Origin of the sequence: Pseudomonas sp. PDM24, assembly GCF_019218905.1 — a bacterium.
In the GTDB taxonomy this organism is placed as follows: Bacteria; Pseudomonadota; Gammaproteobacteria; order Pseudomonadales; family Pseudomonadaceae; genus Aquipseudomonas.
The window spans coordinates 929,966-949,780 of sequence record NZ_JAHUWR010000001.1 but is presented as its reverse complement, the minus strand read 5'-3'; the positions used below and the strand labels follow the sequence as shown (position 1 = coordinate 949,780).

Sequence of the window (19,815 nt, the reverse complement as noted above, 5' to 3'; positions counted from 1 at the left end):
GCCCGAAGCCTCAAACGGTGCGGGAAAACCGGCCTTTTTGCTCCCCTCCCAGATAGGCGTCAAATGCCATCGCGGCACTGCGCATCATCAAATGCCCTTGCGGCAACAGCACCAATTCGTCGCTGTGAATCTGCAGGAGCCCGTCACGCACCTGCTCGTCCAGTTGCGCCAGCGCATCGGCAAAATACTCGGTGAAGCAAATACCATGACCCGCTTCGAACTTGGCGAAATCGATCCTGCCGTGGCACATCAGGTCGCTGATCACTTCGCGGCGCAGCAAGTCATCGGCGCTCAAGCGGTAACCTCGATGCACCGGCAACAAGCCTTGATCGATACGGGCGTAGTATTGCGAAAGCTCCTTGACGCTCTGGCTATAGCTGTCGCCGACCTTACCGATCGAAGACACCCCAAGGCCGATCAAGTCACAGTCGGCATGGGTCGAGTAGCCCTGAAAATTGCGTTGCAGAGTGCCATGGGTGCGGGCCAGCGCCAGTTCATCGTCCGGCAAGGCGAAATGATCCATGCCGATATAGACATAACCGGCCTCGGTCAGGCGGCGGATGGTCAGCTCGAGCAACTCCAGCTTGCGCTCCGGTGGCGGCATGTCCGCCGGGCGAATCAGCCGTTGCGCGCGCACCAGCTCCGGCAAATGCGCGTAGCTGTAAGCGGCAATCCGGTCCGGGCGCAGGGCGATGATCTTGCCGAGGGTGATGTCGAAACTGTTCACGGTTTGCAGTGGCAGGCCGTAAATCAGATCGACGCTGATCGACTTGAATTGCGCCTCACGCGCCGCCGCGACCAGCGCGTAAATCTGTTCTTCACTTTGCTGGCGATTGACCGCCGCCTGCACGTCGGGATCGAAGTCCTGCACGCCGAAACTCAAGCGGTTAAAGCCCAATTGACGCAGCGACTGGATCTGCTCGGTGTTGATGGTGCGCGGATCGACCTCGATGGAAAACTCATGGTCATCGCTGTCGTCCATGTCGAACGCCTGGTGCAAGCAATCCATCAGATCCGCCAGCTGTTCACGGGTCAAATACGTCGGCGTGCCACCGCCCAGGTGCAGTTGCGTGAGTTTGCGCGTGCTGTCGAACAAGGCCGCCTGCATCACGATTTCACGTTTGAGGTACGTCAGGTATTCGACGGCCCGATGGGTTTTCTGGGTAATGATTTTGTTGCAGGCGCAGTAGTAGCAAAGGCTCTTGCAGAACGGGATGTGGATATACACCGACAACGGCTTGGGCACCGCCGCCAGGTTGCTGTCGGAGGCGGCACGCTGATAGTCATCGACGGCAAACGCCTGATGAAACTGCGGCGCCGTAGGGTAAGAGGTATAACGCGGCCCGGGACGGTCATATTTTTCGACCAGGGCTCGATCGAAATCGAATGCAGGTTTCATGATCAATCAACTCGCAGGTGGGTTAATGCCTTGCACTGCCCGAATCCTTTTCAAACAGGTTGCAGATGGCATCCACTTCCGGCCGGCCGGCGGGAAGAATGCTGATGAAACGGTCCGACAATTCGATCAACCCCTCACGACTCAATTGCTCCAGCAATGGCCAGACAGATGAAAAATACTGATGGAAAATCAGCCCATAGCGCCGCTCGATGGCGCGGATATCCAGCTCTTGATCACACGCCAGACGCTCCATGACCATGTGCCGTATCTGATCCCCCGCCTCGAAACGCCAGCCACGAGACGTCGGCAATTGGCCCCGGTCCAGTTGCTGCTGATAGCGCTCGATTGCGTCGGTGTTCTGCGTGTACAAATCGTCGATCTGACTGATAGCCCCCAAACCGAAGCCGATATGGTCGCAATAGCCGTGACGGGTAAAACCGTCACACGTGCGACGTAACCGGCCGCGCTCCTGAGCGATCGCCAGATCATCGTCGGGCCGCACAAACTGCCCCATACCGATGTAGTGATAGCCCACGGCGATCAACTGTTCGAAGGCGATCTGGCGCATCGCGCCTTTATCGTCCTGGCTGCACAGTTCCCTGACCTTGTCGCCGAGCCTTGGCCGATAGCGGCGTGGTGGTCGGGCATAGTCGAACACCATCAGCCTGTCCGGCTCCAGCTCAATGATCGCCGCCAGCTTCAGCGCGAAGCTTTCTGGCGTTTGCCAGGCATGGCCAAAACCCAGATCGACATTGATCGATCGATAACCAAAGGTGCGGGCGGCATCGATCAGTGAATGAATGGGGGCCGGATTCTGATAGCAGGCCACCGACATGTCACAGTCGGTGTCGATATCCGGAATGCCAATGCTGACATGATTGAATCCCTGGTTGCGCAGCGCGCCCATGGTCGTCCAATCGGTATGGTGAAGGTCGACGTCAACGCTGTAGTCGCCGCACTCATGTTCGAGAAAGTTGAACCGGCCACGCAGATGACTCATCAGCCGCTCGAGATCAGCGCTGGTGGGTGTTCCGCCGCCCAGATGAAATTGTTCGACCCGCTGCTCCGAACTCAGGTGACAACCGACGAGGTCGATCTCGTGTTCCAGGCGCTGGAGGTACTGTTCGATGTCGCCATGCTCGCAGGAGGCATCGCGCGGGGAACAAAAGGATGGCTTGAGCCGGGAAGGCAGCTGCACGTTCAGGGCGATCGGGCGTCGTTTCTGGCGGCTGACGCGCAAGGCACGGAGCAAATCCAGAGAGCCGATGCCGTCATGAAACTTTTGCGTGTCGGCATGGCAGTTGGGGTCGAGTACGCCCTGATCGCACCGAGCGATCAGCTCGCCGGGGGCGTGAGAAAAATCGAGCATGACAGGTCTCCGAGACTGGCTGCGGATCAACAGTGTCCGGGATTGGCGATCAATGCTCCTTGACTTGTATCAAGCGCAAGTCAAGTGCTTGCAGAACAGACCTTGGGGCAAGGCCGCTCACCACGTCAGGTAAAACATTCCCTTGGCCAGCAGCACAATGACGACCATATGGCAGAACACACTGCCATGGATGAAATGCAGGTATCGAGCGTTCATTCGGCCGCTTTTGAACAGAAACATCGCCGCCAGGAAATGCAGCAGCACGCTCACGGCGACCATGATTTTCAACAGCAACAAGGTGCTGAACGATGAGGCCATTGGCGTTGCAAGAACGGGCAAATAGCGCAGCCAGACCATGCCCAGCCCCGCACCGAACAGTACCAGCAGCACCCACGGCATCAGGGTGCGGGCGCGGCGGCCAATACCCTCCTCGACCAGCAGCATCACTTTGGCGGGCAACTGTTTGCGGATGCTTTCCAGGAACAGGACTTCGAAGAACACCGTGCCGATAAAGATCAGGGCGGCAAACAGATGAAAGGTCAGAAACAGCGGATAGAGCATGATTTTTCGCCCTCGATTCAGCTGTCGGTTTCTCCGGAGAATACAGAGCAGGTCGACTCAGGCGATTGACATCAATCAAGAAACCCGCGAATCCCCGATGTGGCCTGGTCGCGTGTCGCAAATGACCCTGTTTTTTGAAGGCGTTACTGGTTAGGCAGCCTCAAAGCTCACCTTGAAACTATTGTCTAAGCTTAAGCTTCAGCATGAGGGCTCAGCCATGTGCGGACGACTTTCGCAGTATCGAGGTATCCACGAGTTCGTGGCGGCGCTGAGTATGCCCAACGCCCTGGTCAACAATGCTGGCGACCAGCCGCTCGAGCTCTACAACGCCGCGCCGTCGACTCAGCTCGCCCTGTTCCACGAGGAAAGCGGCATGTTGCACGCCGACAGGGTTCGTTGGGGCTGGCGACCGCATTGGGCCAGGGATCACGCGACACCGATCAACGCCCGGGTTGAGAAAGTCGCCCACGACCCATTCTTCAAGGAGATATGGCCGCACCGGGCAATTATTGCCATCGACAACTGGTTTGAATGGGTTTACGAGGGCGGTCCGAAGAAACAACCTTACCTGATCCGTCGCAAGGATCACGCGCCGATCCTGTGCGCCGCCATTGGTCAGTATCCAAGGTACGAAAAGGAGCCGGAAGAGCATGACGGCTTCGTGATCATCACTGCGGACAGTGAAGGCGGCATGGTGGATATTCACGACCGGCGGCCTGTGACGCTCAATCCTGAACTGGCCCGGGAATGGATTGATCCCTACACGCCCAAGGAACGTGCCGAACAGCTCCTACAGCAACGCGAACCTTGCGATGCCTTCGAATGGTTCAAAGTGGACGTGGCCGTGGGCAATGTGAGGAACCAGGGCTCAGAACTGATAGAGCCTATCTAGGGCCTGAGCACCATGACCCGCCCCAATCAATCCGCCACCATGACGAGCGGAGATAAAACAATCTGAACCCGCACTTCCCCTCCAAGTCGAATAAATTGGCAGCCCTTAATCACCGAAGCATCACTTTGAAGGAGTCTTTTCATGAAGATTTCGGAAGTCATGACGAAAGATGTTTTAACAGCCAAGCCAAACCAGACGATCCAGGAGGCCGCGAACATGATGGCCAGGATCGATAGCGGCGCCATCATGGTTGAGGAGCAAGAGCGTCTGATTGGCATGATCACGGACCGGGATATAGCCATTAGGGCCGTAGCCGAAGGACTCCCCGGCAAAACCCCTATCAGTAAAGTAATGACTGGCGGCATCCGCTATTGCTTTGAGGATGAAGACATCGAGCATGTGGCTAAAAACATGGCGGACGTGCAACTGCGCCGTCTGCCCGTGCTTAACCGGGACAAGCGTCTGGTGGGCGTCGTATCGTTGGGAAACATTGCCAGCACTCGATCTCAATCCGCCGCTGCGACGGTTTTGCGCGGAGTGGCACAGGCTCATCATTAACCGGGCCGCTAAGCGTTCATCAGGATTAAAACTCGCATGGATCTGGCACGCTCGCCTGGCCTGGAATCCTGTTCGAAACCCGTCTTCATGGTCAGGCGAGTCCTTGTGCACACATCCACCGCAACCGTCTCGCAGAGATAACCGTCCCACACCCGGTGCGTCGTTCGCTGGGTCGCATGCTTATTGCACGACACATCAATTTGGCTCGACGAGCAGGTCTTCGTCCTCCGCGCCTAGCGCCGGCTCTTGATCTTCCAATTCGTCGGTTTCACGCTTCTTTTTCAGGCGGGCTCGAGCGCGCTCGGTGTCATAGATCTTTCCCTCGGCCAAGCCGCTCAGGGTTGTTGAAATTCGATAGAAACCACCGCACGGCTCGCAATGAATGCGCAAGCCACTCCCGTACGAAGAATCTTCCAGCGCATAAGTATTTCCACAAAGCGGACAGTTCATAGCCACCTCCTGATCATTCAGCCATAGCCGCTTCAGCCCGCCATCAACGCTGACAACCTGGATAGGGAGAGTGACAAATAGCGGGGATGCTCTTCTGAAACTTGTTCCTCATCGACCTCTCGTCCGATAGATCGAGCAAATGCCCGCGCTGACGGTGTTACAGCCAGCACCTAATCCGAAGTCAGCGGCTGCCTGGAGCGAATCGGCGCGATGACCGACCTCACCTCGGTGTCGCGATGCAATAAGGAAACGTGGTAGTCATAGGTGGATATCAACGGCACCGGCTCATCGATGCGTGACATCTCAAGCCATCGTCTTGTGCGTTCGATGTCAAAGAACTCGTTCTTGAATTTCATTTTCTCCACTAGGTTCGCAGAGACCTTGTAGCGTCCACATCCGGCCGGGCATTTGATTTCTGACCAGTCTTCAGCGGCATGAACAGTATTAGAGGCAGCCTGACAAATTAGGCACTTCATGTTCGATCTCCGTATCCATGAACTACCAACTGTAGACGATCCGCGACCAAGGAGCGTTCACTTCGCAGAAAGATAAAAGCATCAAAAAGCGAAGAGCCCAGCGCAATGGCTGGGCTGCGGTTATCTTCTGTTTTCCAGCATCTTATCGGCGAGTGCTTTGGCCCTTTGGATTAACAGATTCTGCCTGTCTTCGTGGGTGGCTTCTCCTACCACCGGTGCCGTCAGATGGCTTTCGGCAATCAACGCGGCACAGAAGTATTGATCCCAAACAGCGCCTTGCTCCGACTCCTGTCTGTTCATTTGATCGGCGATCATATGCGGCTCCTTTTGATGAGGTAGCCTTTTAAGTTTACTCCCGAATCGTGGACTACCCGCGTCGCGAAGGATGACCGGCACTTCATTGCCATCCGCTCACTGGCGACAAGTCGTTTCCTCAACTAGGATTTTTAGCGCACAGGACTTCGCCCACTGTCTTGTCGGGCGACTCATCAAAGGAGAGATAGATGACATCTACTCGAATTTCCGAGCAAACCTATCGTGGATGGTCCAACCCCATCTTGCTCGAACTCAAGGAGAGAGAACATCAGCTAAGCCCTTCGGCACGCCAGGCCCTGCAAAATGTCCTGGTGGAAAGAAGGCTTCTTGACACTGGCAATCCATCCGGCAGCGATCGGCGCAAGGCTGATCCAGTCGGGTAACGACAGGCATCAATAACGTTTGTCCATCATGCTCATCATCGACGCTGCTGGCTCTCTGCCGGCAGCGCGCTCATAAGCCATTCCAAATTCCAGACAAAAAAAAGCCCAGGCAGCTGATGGACGCCTGGGCTTTAAAAATGCATAAACCGTGGTGGTGAACGCGAGGCAATATTACCCAATCGCGGGACTTGTAACAAGATATTCTGACTCACCATCCAGTTACTAAATCTCCTAACTCATTAAATATCCACACTATTTTTAAGTCATCTACTGACTGTTCCGCTCCCGACACCATCGCTTGCAGCGGAAAAAGCTCCCCTTGCATCGCGCACCAGCTCACGCCATTCGGCGTTGTTGATGAGCCCGGCCCCTTCCATTTCATCCGCCGCCTTCAGCAGTTTGTCGTAGTGTTCTTCACAATCCATCCCGGCCTCCGGTTCTCTCAAGAGCCGGTACCAGGCATCGAGGGCTGCCTTTTTCCGATCATCATTCATAGCCAAACTCCCTGGGACTGTCAGCTCTTGGAAGTTGATTCAGGAATGACCGTTCCTCAGTTCCGACATACGGCAGCTGCGGGCGTTACAAACAATCCCGGACAGCCTGGCGCAGCGCCCCTGACTTGGCCCACGGAGGCCCTTGGTAAAGCGATACCCGGCTGCCATCCTTCGATTTCACGATAACCAGAATTTCGTCAGCTGTAATGACACTGGGCGCGGTGATCCGGTAGCCATTGGAAATCGGCGATTGCGTCGATCCCGGAATGTCCTGACGCCATAACGGCAATACACACGCGGCATATTCCTTGGGCGCCTTATCGCTGTATTTGCTGATATTGGGCTCGCCGGGCACCACGGATGCGGGTAATGAACAGCCCGCCAACACAGCCACCGCTATTCCCGCTATCAACATGCGCATAAACGCTTCCCTATCCTGAAAAACGGGAAATGTAGCCTGTACTTGTGCAGACATCCAGCGGACACCCGACGCTCTCTATACAGGGGCTTCGCCCTGCCCCGGCTCGGCCCCCGAGCCGGACTCGGGATACGATCTCGCATTGAGGTACGTCATCCATCGCTCGTACGCTTCATGCTGCCATTTCATGACCCGCTCCCATTCCGGACCGCTCATCTGATGGGCCGAGATCAGTTTCATCATTTCCGTGGTGGCCGCATCCAGGTCAACGATCAGCTCATGTGCATGGTGTTTGAAATCATCGGTAGTCGTCATTTTCGAGATAGCCTCGCCCCAGCGAATAAATCACTACCTCAATACGACAGCAGAGCTGTTATCTCACGTTAATGTTCCCGACCAATGGAAGCACCTTCCATCACTATCCCTTCACGCAGACCACCTGTCGCAAAGTGTGCAGCACTTCCACCAAATCACGCTGTGCGTACATGACTTTATCGATGTCCTTGTAGGCCATCGGAATCTCATCGATGACCGCCGCATCCTTGCGGCACTCCACATGAGCGGTCGCGCGAATCTGGTCCGCGACAGTGAAGGTATTTTTGGCTTTGGTGCGGCTCATGGTCCGACCAGCACCATGGCTGCAGGAGCAGAATGATTGCTCGTTGCCAAGCCCGCGAACGATGAAGCTTTTGGCGCCCATGGAGCCGGGAATAATCCCCAGTTCGCCCTTCTTCGCCGACACCGCGCCCTTGCGGGTGACCAGGACGTCTTCACCGAAGTGCCGCTCTTTCTGCACGTAATTGTGGTGGCAGTTCACAGCCTCCAACGCGACCTCGAAAGGTTTGCGGATCACTTGCCGCGCTGCCTGAATCACCGCCTGCATCATCAATGCCCGGTTCTGCCGAGCGAAGTCCTGAGCCCAGCCCACCGCTTCGACGTAGTCATCGAAGTGCCGGCTGCCCTCCTTGAAATAGGCCAGATCGCGGTCCGGCAGATTGGCGATGTGCTGGCGCATGTCCGCTTGAGCCAATTGAATGAACAAAGTCCCGATAGCATTGCCAACGCCGCGAGAACCGCTGTGCAGCATGAACCAGACGCGGTTGGCTTCATCCAGGCAGACCTCGATGAAGTGATTACCGGTACCGAGGGTGCCCAGGTGCTGACGGTTGTTGGTGCTGGCGAGTTTCGGGTATTTGTCGGTGATCGCCTTGAACCGTGGGCTAAGCGCCGCCCAGGCTTGATCGGCCTGGTGTGGAACGTGGTTCCAGGCGCCTTCATCACGGCGGCCACGGCTCAACGTGCGGCCATGTGGCACGGCTTTTTCGATGGCACTACGCAGGCCGTGCAGGTTGTCTGGCAAGTCGTCGGCGGTCAGTGAAGTGCGCGCGGCAATCATGCCGCAGCCGATGTCCACTCCCACGGCCGCCGGAATGATCGCGCCCACAGTGGGGATCACGCTGCCGATGGTGGACCCTTTGCCCAGATGCACGTCCGGCATCACCGCCAGGTGCCTGAAGATAAATGGCATCTTCGCGATATTGATCAATTGCTGCCGGGCTTCGCTTTCAACCGGCACTCCCTCGACCCAGAGTTTGATCGGCTTGCCGTTGGCGACTTCCAGCAATTGGTAGACAGGTTTTTGCATGATTTCGACTCTCTTGCGATCAGACGAACATAACGCTCCAGACAGGTAAATAGGATTACTATTTCGTAGCGGGGAATTGCAGGAGGTCATCATGTGGCTTAACGAATATGAACAGCAACTTCGGCGCGACCTGCAAGGTGTAGCCTCGGACCTGAGGTGGTCTGCGGTAGAGCTTTTGCGCATCGCAGAGCAGTTGCGCCTGGCCGGCAATGATGTGGACGCAGAGGCAACACTAAGGCTGTGCGCGTTGTTCCAGGGCGATGAAGAGCGACTGGCGGGCTATGCTGAAGAAGTAAAGGCAAAATCCATCACTCGAACGAAAGCCCACTAGAGAGCGCTGCCATGAACAAGCGTCTATGCGCGCTGATCGCCGTGCTGGCGGCGTCAGGTGGCTGCAACACGGAATCACACGTTTATCGAGACCAACCGCTGGTCGCCAAGGTCGAGACTGGCATGAGCAAGGAACAAGTCCAGCAGATTGGCGGCCAGCCTTTATCGATCACCAAGCGCACGGTGGAACCTGGTACCTGCTTTGACTACAAGCTGACCCAGGCCGGCCATCAGCAGCCGTACAACGTCAGTTTCGACAAGCTGGGCAAGGTCGACCACAAAAGCTTCATGACCTGTGCGCAATGGAGTCGTGCCCAACAAAAAGCCAGAGAATATTCCCCTTCCACAGGCGGGATGGGTGGCGGCGGCTACTGACCTGTAGCAGCTGCCGAGCCTGCGAGGCTGCGTTCGGCTGCGAAGCAGTCGTAAACTTGCATACAAGGTCATACTGAAACACCGCGCCGCCTGAAATCACGACTGCTTCGCAGCCGAACGCAGCCTCGCAGGCTCGGCAGCTGCTACAACGCACTATTTGTCTGATTTGTGGCTACGCGACGCTTTACCCGACCGCGCTCTGTAGGCAGGAAGCGAAGCCGCATAAGCCAATGCTTCCTCTCTGCTGCCAAAGGCTCCAAGCCGGTCACCTTTGGTGCATACCCGCCAGGGGCCGTTGTTCACGCTGAGTACGTCATAGCCGTTCATGTGCATTTTTGTCAGCATCGGAACGCTCATAGTCACCTCCATTTCGGCAGTGATAGTCCTGGATCGACTCAATTACCTTACACCCGACCTTCACTGAAGTGCCAACCAGACGTCGCGTCGGTATTCCGGCACTCCAATCGCACTTTCAGCGAACCTGTCGACTCCAACCCTTCAAACAGATACTTCTGCGGACTTCGGTCCGAATATTGCATTTTTATGGCTGTTTTATGACAGCTAGCAGTCGGGTAACCCATGAAAGTACGTGCCACGGTCATTTGCGAACAGGATCGACATATCCTCCTGGTGCGCAAGCCCAAGTCTCCCTGGACCTTGCCCGGCGGAAAAGTCGAGCCTGGCGAAACCGCTGCGGGCGCGGCCATGCGAGAGCTCTACGAGGAAACAGGGCTTGAGGTCGATGACATGCTGTACTTGATGGAATGGGAAACGACCAGCACCCGGCACCATGTGTACGAAGCGTCGGTCGTAAATCTGGCGGCGGCTCGTCCACAGAATGAAATCTTCGACTGCATCTGGTATCCGCTGGAGGCCGTCCACAATCTGAAAATAAGCGACGCCGCGCTCAGAATCGTCAAAGCGTTTCAGCGTCGCTTGTAGGTCGCAGGTATTCAGGCTTTAGCCGAGGCCATCTGAAAGCTTTTCAGCCCAGATCGCCGCCACCGACCGGCATGACCATGCCGGTGATGTAGGAGGCTTCGTCGCTGGCCAGAAACAGGATAGCGCTCGCCTGCTCATCCAGCGTGCCGTAGCGCTTCATCAAACTGCTGTCGAGGGTCTGGTCGACAATCTGCTGATACCAAAGCTTTTCCTGAGCGCTCTGTTGCGCGGTGTTGCGTGGGATCAGTCGCGGTGGTGCCTCGGTGCCACCGGGGGCGGTCGCGTTGACCCGCACGCCACGACCGGCCGTTTCGAACGCCAGGCAAGCGGTCAGCGCATTGACCCCGCCCTTCGCCGCACCGTATGGCACGCGATTGACGCTGCGGGTGGCAATGGACGAGACGTTGACGATGGCACCGCTGCCTTGTTCGAGCATGAACGGCAGCGCGGCATGGCAACACCACAGCGTCGGGAACAACGAACGGCGCACTTCGGCTTCGATCTGCTGCTCTTCATAGTGCTCGAAAGGCTTGGTCCAGATCGTGCCGCCGACGTTATTGACCAGCACATCGAGGCGATCAAAGCGTTCGACAGCGGTGCGCATAACGCGACTGCATTCGCTGTACTGCTCAAGGTCGGCGGTCAGGGCTAGTACCTGGCTGCTCTGCCCCAATTCCTTCTGGAGTTCGAACACCAGATCGGAGCGGTCGACCAAAATCAGTCGCGCACCTTCGGCGGCCATGCGTTCAGCCACACGCCGGCCGATGCCCTGGGCGGCACCGGTAATCAGCGCGACTTTTTCGTGGAATCTGTTCATGGGCACCTCATGCCGGCATATGAATCGTTTTTCGTAGGAGCCAGGCTTGCCGGCGAAGGCGCACTCAAGGACGTCTTCGCCGGCAAGCCTGGCTCCTACAAGACATTTACAACTGCAGAACTTACGCCGCGCTGGCGGCAAATTTCTCGTAGTAGAAGTTCGCAGGCGCAATGCCTTGTTCGCGGATGAACTGGCTGACCGCTTCGACCATCGGCGGCGGGCCGCACAGGTAGACGTCGACGTCGCCATCGTTCAAATGCCGTGGCTCGATGTGTTGGGTCACGTAACCCTTGAGCGGGTGCCGGCTGTCGGGATTGGCCACGCAGGCACTGAAGCTGAAGTTCGCAATTCGTGCGGCGAAGGCTTCGAGTCGATCGAGTTCCACCAGGTCGAAATCGTTGGTCACGCCGTAGATCAAATGCAGTGGATGCTCGCTGCCCTGTTCGGCGATTTTTTCCAGCATCGCGGTGAACGGCGCCAGGCCGGTGCCACCGGCCAGCAACAACAATGGACGGCGGATGTCGCGCAGATAGAAACTGCCCAACGGTCCGGCCAGACTCATGCTGTCACCGGCCTTGGCCATGCCGGTGAGGAAACTGCTCATCAAGCCGCCGGGTACGTTGCGAATCAGAAAGCTGACTTCGCCGTCGCGCTGCAACGAGCTGAACGAGTAAGCGCGGGTCTGCTCACTGCCGGGCACCCCGAGGTTCACATACTGCCCCGGCAGGAACGCCAGCTTGCTCAGGGCTTCGCCCTTGATCGACAGCGCGATGGTGCTGTCGGACAACTGACGCACGGCGCTGATGGTTGCGTCGTAACTGGCCTGACGGGTGCGGCAGACATCCGATGAAACCGGCACCCGCACCACGCAATCGCTCTGCGCCCGCATCTGGCAGGTCAGGACAAAACCCTGTTGCGCTTCGTCGGCGCTGAGGGCGTCTTCGATGTAGTCCTCGCCCAAATCATAGCGGCCAGCCTCGGCGAAGCACTTGCAGGTTCCGCAAGCGCCGTCGCGGCAGTCCAGTGGAATATTGATGCCCTGGCGATACGCGGCATCGGCCACGGTTTCGCCGGCGTTGGCGTCGATGAATCGGGTGACGCCGTCTTCGAAATTGAATGCAATGGAATGAGTCATGACGCCGCCTCAGAGGTGGTAGACATCGATGACCTGGCGAACGTAGTCGTTCTTCAGGATCACTTTCTTGGCCTTGATCAACGGGTTCTCACCGCGTACATCCAGGGTGTAGAAACTGCTGCCGAAATAGCTGTCGACGGTCTTGTAGCGAAAGCTCAGGGTGTGCCAGTTGAAGCGCACCTTGCACAGCCCGTCGGCCTGTTCGAGCAGCTCGATATTGCTGAGGTTGTGCGAGGTGCGGGTGTCCGGCACGCTGGCACTGGAACGCTCGGTCTTGATGCGGAAGATGCGGTCTTCCAGGCCGGTGCGGTTGCCGTACCAGATCAGCGAGATTTCCCGCTGCGGGTCTTCAGTCAGCTCGTCGTTGTCGTCCCAGGACGGCATCCAGAATGTCGCGTCGGGCGCGTACAACTCCAGCCAGTCGTCCCATTGTTTGTCGTCGAGGTAGCGTGCTTCGCGGTAGAGAAAATCGCGCACCGCGTCATAGGTAATGGTCATTGCACGGCCTCCACTGCAATCAGTTCGGACTGTTCAGCGGCCAACGCCTTGAGCATCGTTTGCTGCCAATACTTGTGTTGCAACACGAACAGGCCTTCGTCCTCGGTACGCACGCCGCTGAGCAGCGGATGCAGGTCGATTTCCTTGGCCGCGTCATCAGCGCCTTCGACCCAATGTTCGGCGCCACGGGACATGTCGTTCCACGTGGTGACGCTGCCCTGGTAACCCGTCTGACAGGAGCGAAACTCTTCCAGATCGTCCGGGGTCGCCATGCCACTGACGTTGAAGAAATCCTCGTACTGACGAATCCGGCTCGAACGGGCGTGGTCGCTTTCGCCTTTGGGGGCGATGCAGTAAATGGTGATTTCGGTGCGGTTGACCGAGATCGGCCGGGCGATGCGGATCTGCGAGCTGAACTGGTCCATCAGGTACACGTTCGGGTACAGGCACAGGTTGCGCGAGTTCTCGATCATCCAGTCGGCGCGAGCCTTGCCGAAATCCCGGGCCAACTCGTCGCGACGCTCGTACAGCGGGCGGTCCTCGGGGTTGGACCAACGGGTCCAGAGCAGCATGTGGCCCTTGTCGAAGGAATAGAAACCGCCGCCCTGCTTGGCCCAGGTGCCGGCGCTCATGGTCGGATTGCAATCGCCGGCTTCGCGCTGCTTGCGCTGGTTCTGGGTCGCCGCGTAGTTCCAGTGCACCGAGCTGACGTGATAACCGTCGGCACCGTTTTCGGCGGTGAGTTTCCAGTTGCCTTCGTAGATGTAGCTGGAGGAGCCGCGCAGCACTTCCAGGCCATCAGCGGACTGGTCGACGATCATGTCGATGATCTTCGCCGACTCGCCCAGATGCTCAACCAGCGGCACGACATCGGCCTTGAGGCTGCCGAACAGGAAGCCGCGATAGGATTCGAAACGCGCGACTTTGGTCAGGTCGTGGGAGCCTTCGCAATTGAAGCTCGCCGGGTAGCCAGCCGCCGCCGGGTCCTTGACCTTGAGCAGCTTGCCGGAATTGTTGAAGGTCCAGCCGTGAAATGGGCAGGTGTACGAACTCTTGTTGCCGGTCTTGTGCCGGCAGAGCATCGCGCCACGGTGGCTGCACGCATTGATAAAGGCGTTCAGTTCACCGTCCTTGTTGCGCGCGATGAAGATCGACTGACGCCCCATGGTGGTGGTGTAGAAATCGTTGTTGTTGGGGATCTGGCTTTCATGGGCGAGGTACAGCCAGTTGCCTTCAAAGATGTGTTCCATCTCGAGGTCGAACAGCCGCGGATCGGTGAACATCTCGCGCTTGCAGCGATAGATGCCCTGCTCAGGGTCTTCTTCAAGCAGGGAGTGAAGGTATTCGGGTCGCAGGGTCATGGCCGCCGCCTCCATTGTTTTTATTCAGGCAGGGCCATGCTAGGACGAGAGGATGGGGCGGACTATCCGCGGGGTGCAGACCTGTATCCGTTTACTGCAATCCGTTAGTGCTGATGCCCGATCGTTCCCACGCTCTGCGTGGGAATGCAGCGCGGGACGCTCTGCGTCCCAAAAGCGGACGCGGAGCGTCCGTTGAGGCATTCCCACGCGGGAGCGTGGGAACGATCAAATCCGTTTTGTGCAGAGTGATTTTTTGTAGGAGCCAGGCTTGCCGGCGAAAGCGTCTTCAAGGGCGCCTTCGCCGGCAAGCCTGGCTCCTACAGGTCAGGTCAATGACGGCGTTTGAGGGTGTCCGATGGCAATTCGCCGAACTGTTTGCGATAGCTGTCGGAGAACCGGCCCAGGTGCAGAAAGCCGTAATCCATGGCCACTTCCGTGACGTTGCGCACGTTGCAGGTCGGGTCGCTCAGGTTGGCGTGAATGCGTTCGAGCTTTTTCTGCCGGATGTAGTTTTTCGGCGTGTCCCCCGCGTTACGCTCGAACAACCCATACAGCGAACGCAGGCTCATCCGTGCCTGGCGCGCCAGTTCTTCGCTGTCGATGTCCTGCTTGAGGTTGCACGCGATGTAATCGACCAGCGCCTCGAACGTGGCCGAGGGTGAGCCGGGATCGGTGCGCATGACGTTGGTCTTCATCAGGCCAAGCATTTTGCTGACCACGATTTGCGCATAGTGCTCCTGCACCCGGGGAATCTGCTCGGTGGCTTCCGCCTCCTGGCAAATCATCGCCAGCAGACCGACGAAACCTTCCAGCTCATTGAGCTGATAACGGTTCTCCAGGAACCGCACGCCCTGCCCCGGGTACCGCCAGCGCTGCTCTTCGCACACCGACTCCAGCAGCCGGGTGGGGACTTTCAGGATGAATTTTTCGCAATCACTGGAATAGGTCAGATCCACTGGATCGTCAGGGTTGATCAGCAGCAACTCGCCGGGAGCGAAGTAATGTTCCTGACCATGGCCGCGCCACAGGCAGTTGCCGCGCAGCAACACTTGCAAGTGATAGATGCTGTCCAGCGCATGGGACATAACCCGCACGCTGGCGCCGTAACTGATGCGGCACAGGTCGAGGCTGGCGAATTTTCGATGATCGAGGCTGGCCAGCGGCCGGCCGGCCCTGGGCATCCGGAGGCAATGATTGCCGACATGCTGATTGACGTAGCCCGACACCGCGTAGGGGTCGGCATGGTCGAAGACTCTGCTGCGATGACTCAACAATTGCGCTTGCATCATCGGTTCACTCTCATTGTTGTTATCGGTTGCGTCAGGCCATTCCAGGGCAGTGGTTGTAACGGTGTGTCAGTAGACTGAGATGCAGGATGCTCCGGCCTCTTCGCGAGCAAGCCCGCTCCCACAAGGCCACGAGATAAACGATCGGTCATCTCATGGCCCGGTTCGGCTGGTCGAGAGTATCAGTCCTCGAGCGCGCGAACCCGTTCGTGGCGTTGCTGCTCCTCAGGCTGGGCAGACGACTGCAGGGTGAAGTCAAAATCGATTTCGGCAAAGCGCCCGCTCACACCGTGGGCCGCCGCTCGCTGCGGATCGTCGCTAAAGGTGATCTTGGCAATCAACTCATCACGGGTGGCATAGGCGAAATCGTCATGCAGGTACTGATCGCCGTCGAGGTTGATCTGGGTGGTCAGGTGACGATGATCCGGCGCGGAGATGAAGAAGTGAATGTGCGCCGGCCGCTGGCCATGACGGCCCAGTTGATCGAGCAATTGCTGGGTCGGCCCGTCCGGCGGGCAGCCGTAGCCCGACGGCACGATGCTGCGAAAACGGTACCGGCCCTCGGCATCGGTGACGATACGACGACGCAGGTTGAATTCCGATTGAGTGGTATCGAAGTACGAATAAGTGCCGCCGGTGTTGGCGTGCCAGACATCCACCACCGCGCCGGCCAACGGTTCGCCGGCGGTGTTGCGCACTTGGCCTTGCATGAACAGCACCACACCCGGATCGACGCCATCGTCCAGCCGCGCTTCACCTTCCGACAGTGGCGCACCCGCCACATACAGCGGCCCTTCGATGGTCCGCGGTGTGCCGCCGGCCTTGCCGGCCTGCTCGTCTTCGGCGTCCATCAGCAGGTCAAGGTAATGCTCCAGACCGAGCCCGGCCACCACCAACCCGGCCTCTTGACGCGCACCCAGCACGTTGAGGTAGTTGACGGCTTTCCAGAACTCTTCCGGGGTCACGGCCAGGTCTTCGATGATGTTCACCGAATCCCGCAGGATCCGGTAAATCAGCGCTTTGACCCGCGGGTCGCCGGCTTCGTTATGCAGACCGCTGGCGTCTTCGAGAAACTTCTGGGCACTGGCAGTGTGGGAAATCTTGACGTTCATGGTGGTTCCTCATCTTGTAATTATTAGCGTAGCGAACTGAACAGGCTGGGTTCAGCGGTCATCCTCGCGAATGGAAGAAGGATGCCGGCACAGCGCGTTGACCTCGATGGCCATGTACGGGTACAGCGGCAATTGCATCAGCAGGTCATGCAGTTCCTGAACGCTGTCGACATCGAACACGCTGTAATTGGCATAGAGCCCGGCGATGCGCCATAGATGACGCCACTTGCCTTGCTCTTGCAGGCGCTGGGCCAGGGCCTTTTCGTCGGCCTTGAGCTGAGCGGCGCGTTCCGGGTTCATGTCGACCGGTAAATTCACAGTCATTTTTACGTGAAACAGCATGATGCCCTCCTCAGGCTTGATGAACGGCAGTGGATATGGTCCTGGATACTTTGTCCCGACGGAAAAACGCCAGGCGCTCTTCATCCAGAACAAGGCCCAGCCCCGGTGTTTGCGGGACGTGCAGTTGGAAATCACGGTAGACCAATGGCTCGCTGAGAATGTCTTCGGTAAGCAGCAGCGGGCCGAACAGCTCGGTGTCCCAGCCCAGTGTGTTCAGCGTGACGAAGGCATGGGCCGAGGCCAGCGTGCCGATACCGCCTTCGAGCATGGTGCCGCCGTACAGGCCAATACCGGCCGCCTCGGCAATCGCGGCGGTTCGCAACACGGCACGTGGGCCGCCGTTCTTGGCGATTTTCAGGGCGAATACCGAAGCCGCGCCCTCCCGCGCCAGGTTGAAGGCATCTTCCACGCATTCGATGGATTCATCGGCCATGATCGGCGCCGGGCTCACGGTATTCAGGCGCACCATACCGGCGCGGTTATTGCGCGAGATCGGTTGTTCGATCAGGTCGATTCCGTTGCTTCCGAGGATCCGGCACGCCCGCAGGGCAACCGCTTCGTCCCAGGCCTGATTGACATCGACCCGCACGCTGGCGCGATCGCCCAGCGCCTTTTTGATCGCAATGACGTGGGCCAGGTCGCGGTTGACCTCGCCTGCGCCGATTTTCAGCTTGAAGATCCGATGGCGGCGCAGGTCGAGCATTTGCTCCGCTTCGGCAATGTCCTTGGCGGTGTCGCCACTGGCCAGGGTCCAGGCCACCGGCAGCGCATCACGAACGCGACCGCCCAGCAGTTCGCTGACCGGCAGGCCGAGGCGCTTGCCCTGGGCGTCAAGCAAGGCGCTTTCGATACCTGACTTGGCGAAGGTGTTGCCTCGAATGCTGCGCTCCAGGCGCAACATTGCGGCATTCACATTGCCGCTGTCCTGGCCGAGCAGCAATGGCGCGAAGTGTGTATCGATATTGGTCTTGATGCTGTCCGGGCTTTCGTTGCCATAGGCCAGACCGCCAATGGTGGTCGATTCACCAATCCCTTCAATACCGTCGGCACAGCGCACACGGATGATCACCAAGGTCTGGTTCTGCATGGTGTGCATCGCCAGCTTGTGCGGGCGGATGGTCGGCAGATCGACGATGATCGTCTCGATCGATTCAATGGCAGTTGCACGCATGTCGATACCCGTCAGGTTCTTAAAGTTCTGGAACGGATTCTCGTACGGCTTTTTCCGGGCGGCCAATATAGAATTGGTCTGGCTCGATACCTTAAAGGTATTTAACAGATCGACGTCCGGAGGCCTCATGGAACTGCGTCACCTGCGGTATTTTCAGGTGTTGGCTCAAACCCTCAACTTCACCCGCGCCGCCGAACTGCTGCACATCGCCCAACCGCCGCTGAGCCGGCAGATCCAGCAGCTGGAAGACGAACTCGGGGTGCTGCTGCTGGAGCGCGGCCGACCGCTGAAGCTGACCGACGCCGGACGGTTTTTCCACGAACATTCCACCGCCCTGCTCGAACAACTGGGCAAGGTGTGCGACAACACACGACGGATCGGGCTGGGCGAAAAGACCTGGCTGGGCATCGGCTTTGCGCCATCGACACTCTATGGCGTGCTGCCGGAACTGATTCGCCGACTGCGCAGCGGCGAGCCACTGGCGCTGGAGTTGGGGCTCTCGGAAATGACCACGTTGCAACAGGTGCAGGCGCTCAAGGCCGGGCGCATCGACATTGGTTTCGGGCGAATCCGCATCGACGACCCGGCGATCATCCAGACTGTTTTGACTGAAGACCGGCTGGTCGCCGCCCTGCCCGCCGGCCATCCATTACTGGCCGGACCGATCAGCCTTCGTGACCTGGCAAAAGAACCCTTCGTGCTCTACCCCGGCAACCCGCGGCCCAGCTACGCCGACCACGTGATCGCGTTATTCGAATCCTATGGCGTGCATATCAACGTGGCGCAATGGACCAATGAGCTGCAAACAGCGATCGGTCTGGTGGGCGCGGGAATCGGGGTGACGTTGGTGCCGGCCTCAGTGCAGTTGCTGCACCGCGACGACATTGGCTTCACCCCGGTGCTGGAAGACAACGCGACCTCGCCGATCATCCTCAGCAGGCGCGTGGGCGATGTATCGCCGGGGTTGAATCATTGTTTGCAGATGATCGATGAACTGCTGCCGCGCGAAGGTTCGTCAATCAGGCCATGACCCCGGCCAATGCTCGGCGCCCGGCGCGCATTTCGGTGCGAAGTTCGCCGATCAGGTTGGAAACATCGCGGACACTGGTCAACTCGTCGGGCGATACGCCGGTAATCAACAGCTCAATCCGACCGGTGCTGTGATCGAAGACCTTGATCCGCAATGTTTCATCGCGATTCACGGTGCATTCGCAAGACAACGGTTTGAAACCGGACTCCACAATGCTGCAAAGCTGGGGAACTGGAATCATGGCGAGCGCCCTCGGGGACGGTTTTCCGATTGGATCCACTCAGCGTAGATCAACTTGCGCAACTCGCCAGCGAGTTCTGTAGCAGCTGCCGAGCCTGCGAGGCTGCGTTCGGCTGCGCAGCAGTCGCGAATCCAGCTAACGCGGTTTGCCTGATACACCGCAAGTTCTGGTTTGACGACTGCTGCGCAGCCGAACGCAGCCTCGCAGGCTCGACA

General features: G+C 58.2%; 27 protein-coding genes. 7 read left to right on the top strand and 20 right to left on the bottom strand.

Annotated elements, in window-relative coordinates; translation table 11 throughout:
• Window positions 1–10: 10 nt before the first annotated feature.
• The 3 genes from hemN to KW837_RS04465 all read right to left on the bottom strand — a co-directional run bounded on the left by hemN (window position 11) and on the right by KW837_RS04465 (window position 3,329).
• A complete protein-coding gene (hemN, locus tag KW837_RS04475) occupies window positions 11–1,399 on the bottom strand; it encodes an oxygen-independent coproporphyrinogen III oxidase (RefSeq protein ID WP_218394653.1) in 1,389 nt (462 codons plus the stop codon).
• A gap of 22 nt (window positions 1,400–1,421) precedes the next feature.
• Entirely contained in the window at window positions 1,422–2,768 is a 1,347-nt protein-coding gene (locus KW837_RS04470; protein WP_218394652.1) for a coproporphyrinogen III oxidase, read from the bottom strand.
• A gap of 117 nt (window positions 2,769–2,885) precedes the next feature.
• Window positions 2,886–3,329, bottom strand: a complete 444-nt coding sequence (locus tag KW837_RS04465; RefSeq protein ID WP_038982768.1) for a CopD family copper resistance protein — start codon at window positions 3,327–3,329, stop codon at window positions 2,886–2,888.
• A 217-nt stretch (window positions 3,330–3,546) separates the two neighbouring features.
• Between KW837_RS04465 and KW837_RS04460 the strand changes: the two genes are divergently transcribed.
• Together KW837_RS04460 and KW837_RS04455 are read left to right on the top strand one after the other, a co-directional pair.
• Window positions 3,547–4,221, top strand: coding sequence for an SOS response-associated peptidase family protein (locus KW837_RS04460; RefSeq protein ID WP_218394651.1), 675 nt, complete (start codon window positions 3,547–3,549; stop codon window positions 4,219–4,221).
• Window positions 4,222–4,362: 141 nt separating this feature from the next.
• Window positions 4,363–4,779: a CBS domain-containing protein gene (locus tag KW837_RS04455; protein ID WP_218394650.1), complete on the top strand. Its 417-nt coding sequence runs from the start codon at window positions 4,363–4,365 to the stop codon at window positions 4,777–4,779.
• Window positions 4,780–4,974: 195 nt separating this feature from the next.
• Here the strand turns inward: KW837_RS04455 and KW837_RS04450 are convergent, their stop codons facing one another.
• From KW837_RS04450 to KW837_RS04440, 3 genes are all read right to left on the bottom strand, one after another.
• Entirely contained in the window at window positions 4,975–5,229 is a 255-nt protein-coding gene (locus KW837_RS04450; protein ID WP_123494233.1) for a hypothetical protein, read from the bottom strand.
• 170 nt (window positions 5,230–5,399) lie between these two features.
• Window positions 5,400–5,705, bottom strand: a complete 306-nt coding sequence (locus tag KW837_RS04445) for a hypothetical protein (RefSeq protein WP_218394649.1) — start codon at window positions 5,703–5,705, stop codon at window positions 5,400–5,402.
• Window positions 5,706–5,825: 120 nt separating this feature from the next.
• Window positions 5,826–6,020: a hypothetical protein gene (locus tag KW837_RS04440; RefSeq protein ID WP_063340250.1), complete on the bottom strand. Its 195-nt coding sequence runs from the start codon at window positions 6,018–6,020 to the stop codon at window positions 5,826–5,828.
• Between the two features lie 188 nt (window positions 6,021–6,208).
• On the opposite strand from KW837_RS04440, the gene KW837_RS04435 reads away from it, so the two are divergent.
• On the top strand, window positions 6,209–6,403 hold the full coding sequence (locus KW837_RS04435) for a hypothetical protein (RefSeq protein ID WP_123494229.1): 195 nt from the start codon (window positions 6,209–6,211) through the stop codon (window positions 6,401–6,403).
• A gap of 263 nt (window positions 6,404–6,666) precedes the next feature.
• On the opposite strand, the gene KW837_RS04430 is transcribed toward KW837_RS04435, so the two are convergent.
• The 4 genes from KW837_RS04430 to KW837_RS04415 all read right to left on the bottom strand — a co-directional run bounded on the left by KW837_RS04430 (window position 6,667) and on the right by KW837_RS04415 (window position 8,960).
• Entirely contained in the window at window positions 6,667–6,897 is a 231-nt protein-coding gene (locus KW837_RS04430) for a hypothetical protein (protein WP_123494227.1), read from the bottom strand.
• Window positions 6,898–6,982: 85 nt separating this feature from the next.
• Window positions 6,983–7,318 carry a hypothetical protein gene (locus KW837_RS04425; protein ID WP_008074995.1) on the bottom strand — a complete coding sequence of 112 codons (336 nt, stop codon included), beginning with the start codon at window positions 7,316–7,318 and terminating at the stop codon, window positions 6,983–6,985.
• A gap of 75 nt (window positions 7,319–7,393) precedes the next feature.
• Window positions 7,394–7,630 (bottom strand): hypothetical protein, encoded by a 237-nt coding sequence (locus KW837_RS04420; protein WP_123494225.1) that lies wholly within the window; start codon window positions 7,628–7,630, stop codon window positions 7,394–7,396.
• Window positions 7,631–7,733: 103 nt separating this feature from the next.
• Window positions 7,734–8,960 carry an RtcB family protein gene (locus tag KW837_RS04415; RefSeq protein WP_218394648.1) on the bottom strand — a complete coding sequence of 409 codons (1,227 nt, stop codon included), beginning with the start codon at window positions 8,958–8,960 and terminating at the stop codon, window positions 7,734–7,736.
• A gap of 91 nt (window positions 8,961–9,051) precedes the next feature.
• Between KW837_RS04415 and KW837_RS04410 the strand changes: the two genes are divergently transcribed.
• Window positions 9,052–9,291, top strand: a complete 240-nt coding sequence (locus KW837_RS04410) for a hypothetical protein (RefSeq protein WP_192342811.1) — start codon at window positions 9,052–9,054, stop codon at window positions 9,289–9,291.
• Between the two features lie 11 nt (window positions 9,292–9,302).
• Window positions 9,303–9,665: an osmotically-inducible lipoprotein OsmE gene (gene osmE, locus KW837_RS04405; protein ID WP_218394647.1), complete on the top strand. Its 363-nt coding sequence runs from the start codon at window positions 9,303–9,305 to the stop codon at window positions 9,663–9,665.
• 153 nt (window positions 9,666–9,818) lie between these two features.
• On the opposite strand, the gene KW837_RS04400 is transcribed toward osmE, so the two are convergent.
• Complete coding sequence (locus KW837_RS04400) at window positions 9,819–10,022, bottom strand: SPOR domain-containing protein (RefSeq protein WP_007895567.1); 204 nt, start codon at window positions 10,020–10,022, stop codon at window positions 9,819–9,821.
• A gap of 222 nt (window positions 10,023–10,244) precedes the next feature.
• Between KW837_RS04400 and KW837_RS04395 the strand changes: the two genes are divergently transcribed.
• On the top strand, window positions 10,245–10,607 hold the full coding sequence (locus KW837_RS04395) for an NUDIX hydrolase (RefSeq protein ID WP_218394646.1): 363 nt from the start codon (window positions 10,245–10,247) through the stop codon (window positions 10,605–10,607).
• Between the two features lie 43 nt (window positions 10,608–10,650).
• Here KW837_RS04395 and KW837_RS04390 read toward each other — a convergent pair whose 3' ends face one another.
• From KW837_RS04390 to KW837_RS04355, 8 genes are all read right to left on the bottom strand, one after another.
• Window positions 10,651–11,424, bottom strand: coding sequence for a 1,6-dihydroxycyclohexa-2,4-diene-1-carboxylate dehydrogenase (locus KW837_RS04390; protein ID WP_008072152.1), 774 nt, complete (start codon window positions 11,422–11,424; stop codon window positions 10,651–10,653).
• 121 nt (window positions 11,425–11,545) lie between these two features.
• A complete protein-coding gene (gene benC, locus KW837_RS04385; protein WP_008012365.1) occupies window positions 11,546–12,559 on the bottom strand; it encodes a benzoate 1,2-dioxygenase electron transfer component BenC in 1,014 nt (337 codons plus the stop codon).
• 9 nt (window positions 12,560–12,568) lie between these two features.
• Window positions 12,569–13,057 carry a benzoate 1,2-dioxygenase small subunit gene (benB, locus tag KW837_RS04380; protein WP_007895555.1) on the bottom strand — a complete coding sequence of 163 codons (489 nt, stop codon included), beginning with the start codon at window positions 13,055–13,057 and terminating at the stop codon, window positions 12,569–12,571.
• Entirely contained in the window at window positions 13,054–14,418 is a 1,365-nt protein-coding gene (gene benA / locus KW837_RS04375) for a benzoate 1,2-dioxygenase large subunit (RefSeq protein WP_218394645.1), read from the bottom strand. Before benA ends, benB begins: the two co-directional genes overlap by 4 nt.
• Window positions 14,419–14,747: 329 nt before the next feature.
• On the bottom strand, window positions 14,748–15,707 hold the full coding sequence (locus KW837_RS04370; protein ID WP_305729656.1) for an AraC family transcriptional regulator: 960 nt from the start codon (window positions 15,705–15,707) through the stop codon (window positions 14,748–14,750).
• A 179-nt stretch (window positions 15,708–15,886) separates the two neighbouring features.
• The gene (gene catA / locus KW837_RS04365) at window positions 15,887–16,816 is read right to left on the bottom strand and encodes a catechol 1,2-dioxygenase (protein ID WP_007895548.1); all 930 of its coding nucleotides are present in this window, start codon (window positions 16,814–16,816) and stop codon (window positions 15,887–15,889) included.
• A gap of 51 nt (window positions 16,817–16,867) precedes the next feature.
• Window positions 16,868–17,158: a muconolactone Delta-isomerase gene (gene catC / locus KW837_RS04360; RefSeq protein ID WP_007936026.1), complete on the bottom strand. Its 291-nt coding sequence runs from the start codon at window positions 17,156–17,158 to the stop codon at window positions 16,868–16,870.
• A gap of 10 nt (window positions 17,159–17,168) precedes the next feature.
• Complete coding sequence (locus KW837_RS04355; RefSeq protein ID WP_218394644.1) at window positions 17,169–18,329, bottom strand: muconate cycloisomerase family protein; 1,161 nt, start codon at window positions 18,327–18,329, stop codon at window positions 17,169–17,171.
• 127 nt (window positions 18,330–18,456) lie between these two features.
• On the opposite strand from KW837_RS04355, the gene KW837_RS04350 reads away from it, so the two are divergent.
• Window positions 18,457–19,359 (top strand): LysR family transcriptional regulator, encoded by a 903-nt coding sequence (locus KW837_RS04350; protein ID WP_123494209.1) that lies wholly within the window; start codon window positions 18,457–18,459, stop codon window positions 19,357–19,359.
• On the opposite strand, the gene KW837_RS04345 is transcribed toward KW837_RS04350, so the two are convergent.
• Window positions 19,349–19,600, bottom strand: coding sequence for a DUF1652 domain-containing protein (locus tag KW837_RS04345; RefSeq protein ID WP_218394643.1), 252 nt, complete (start codon window positions 19,598–19,600; stop codon window positions 19,349–19,351). The two genes, KW837_RS04350 and KW837_RS04345, sit on opposite strands and share 11 nt — an antisense overlap.
• Window positions 19,601–19,815 lie beyond the last annotated feature (215 nt).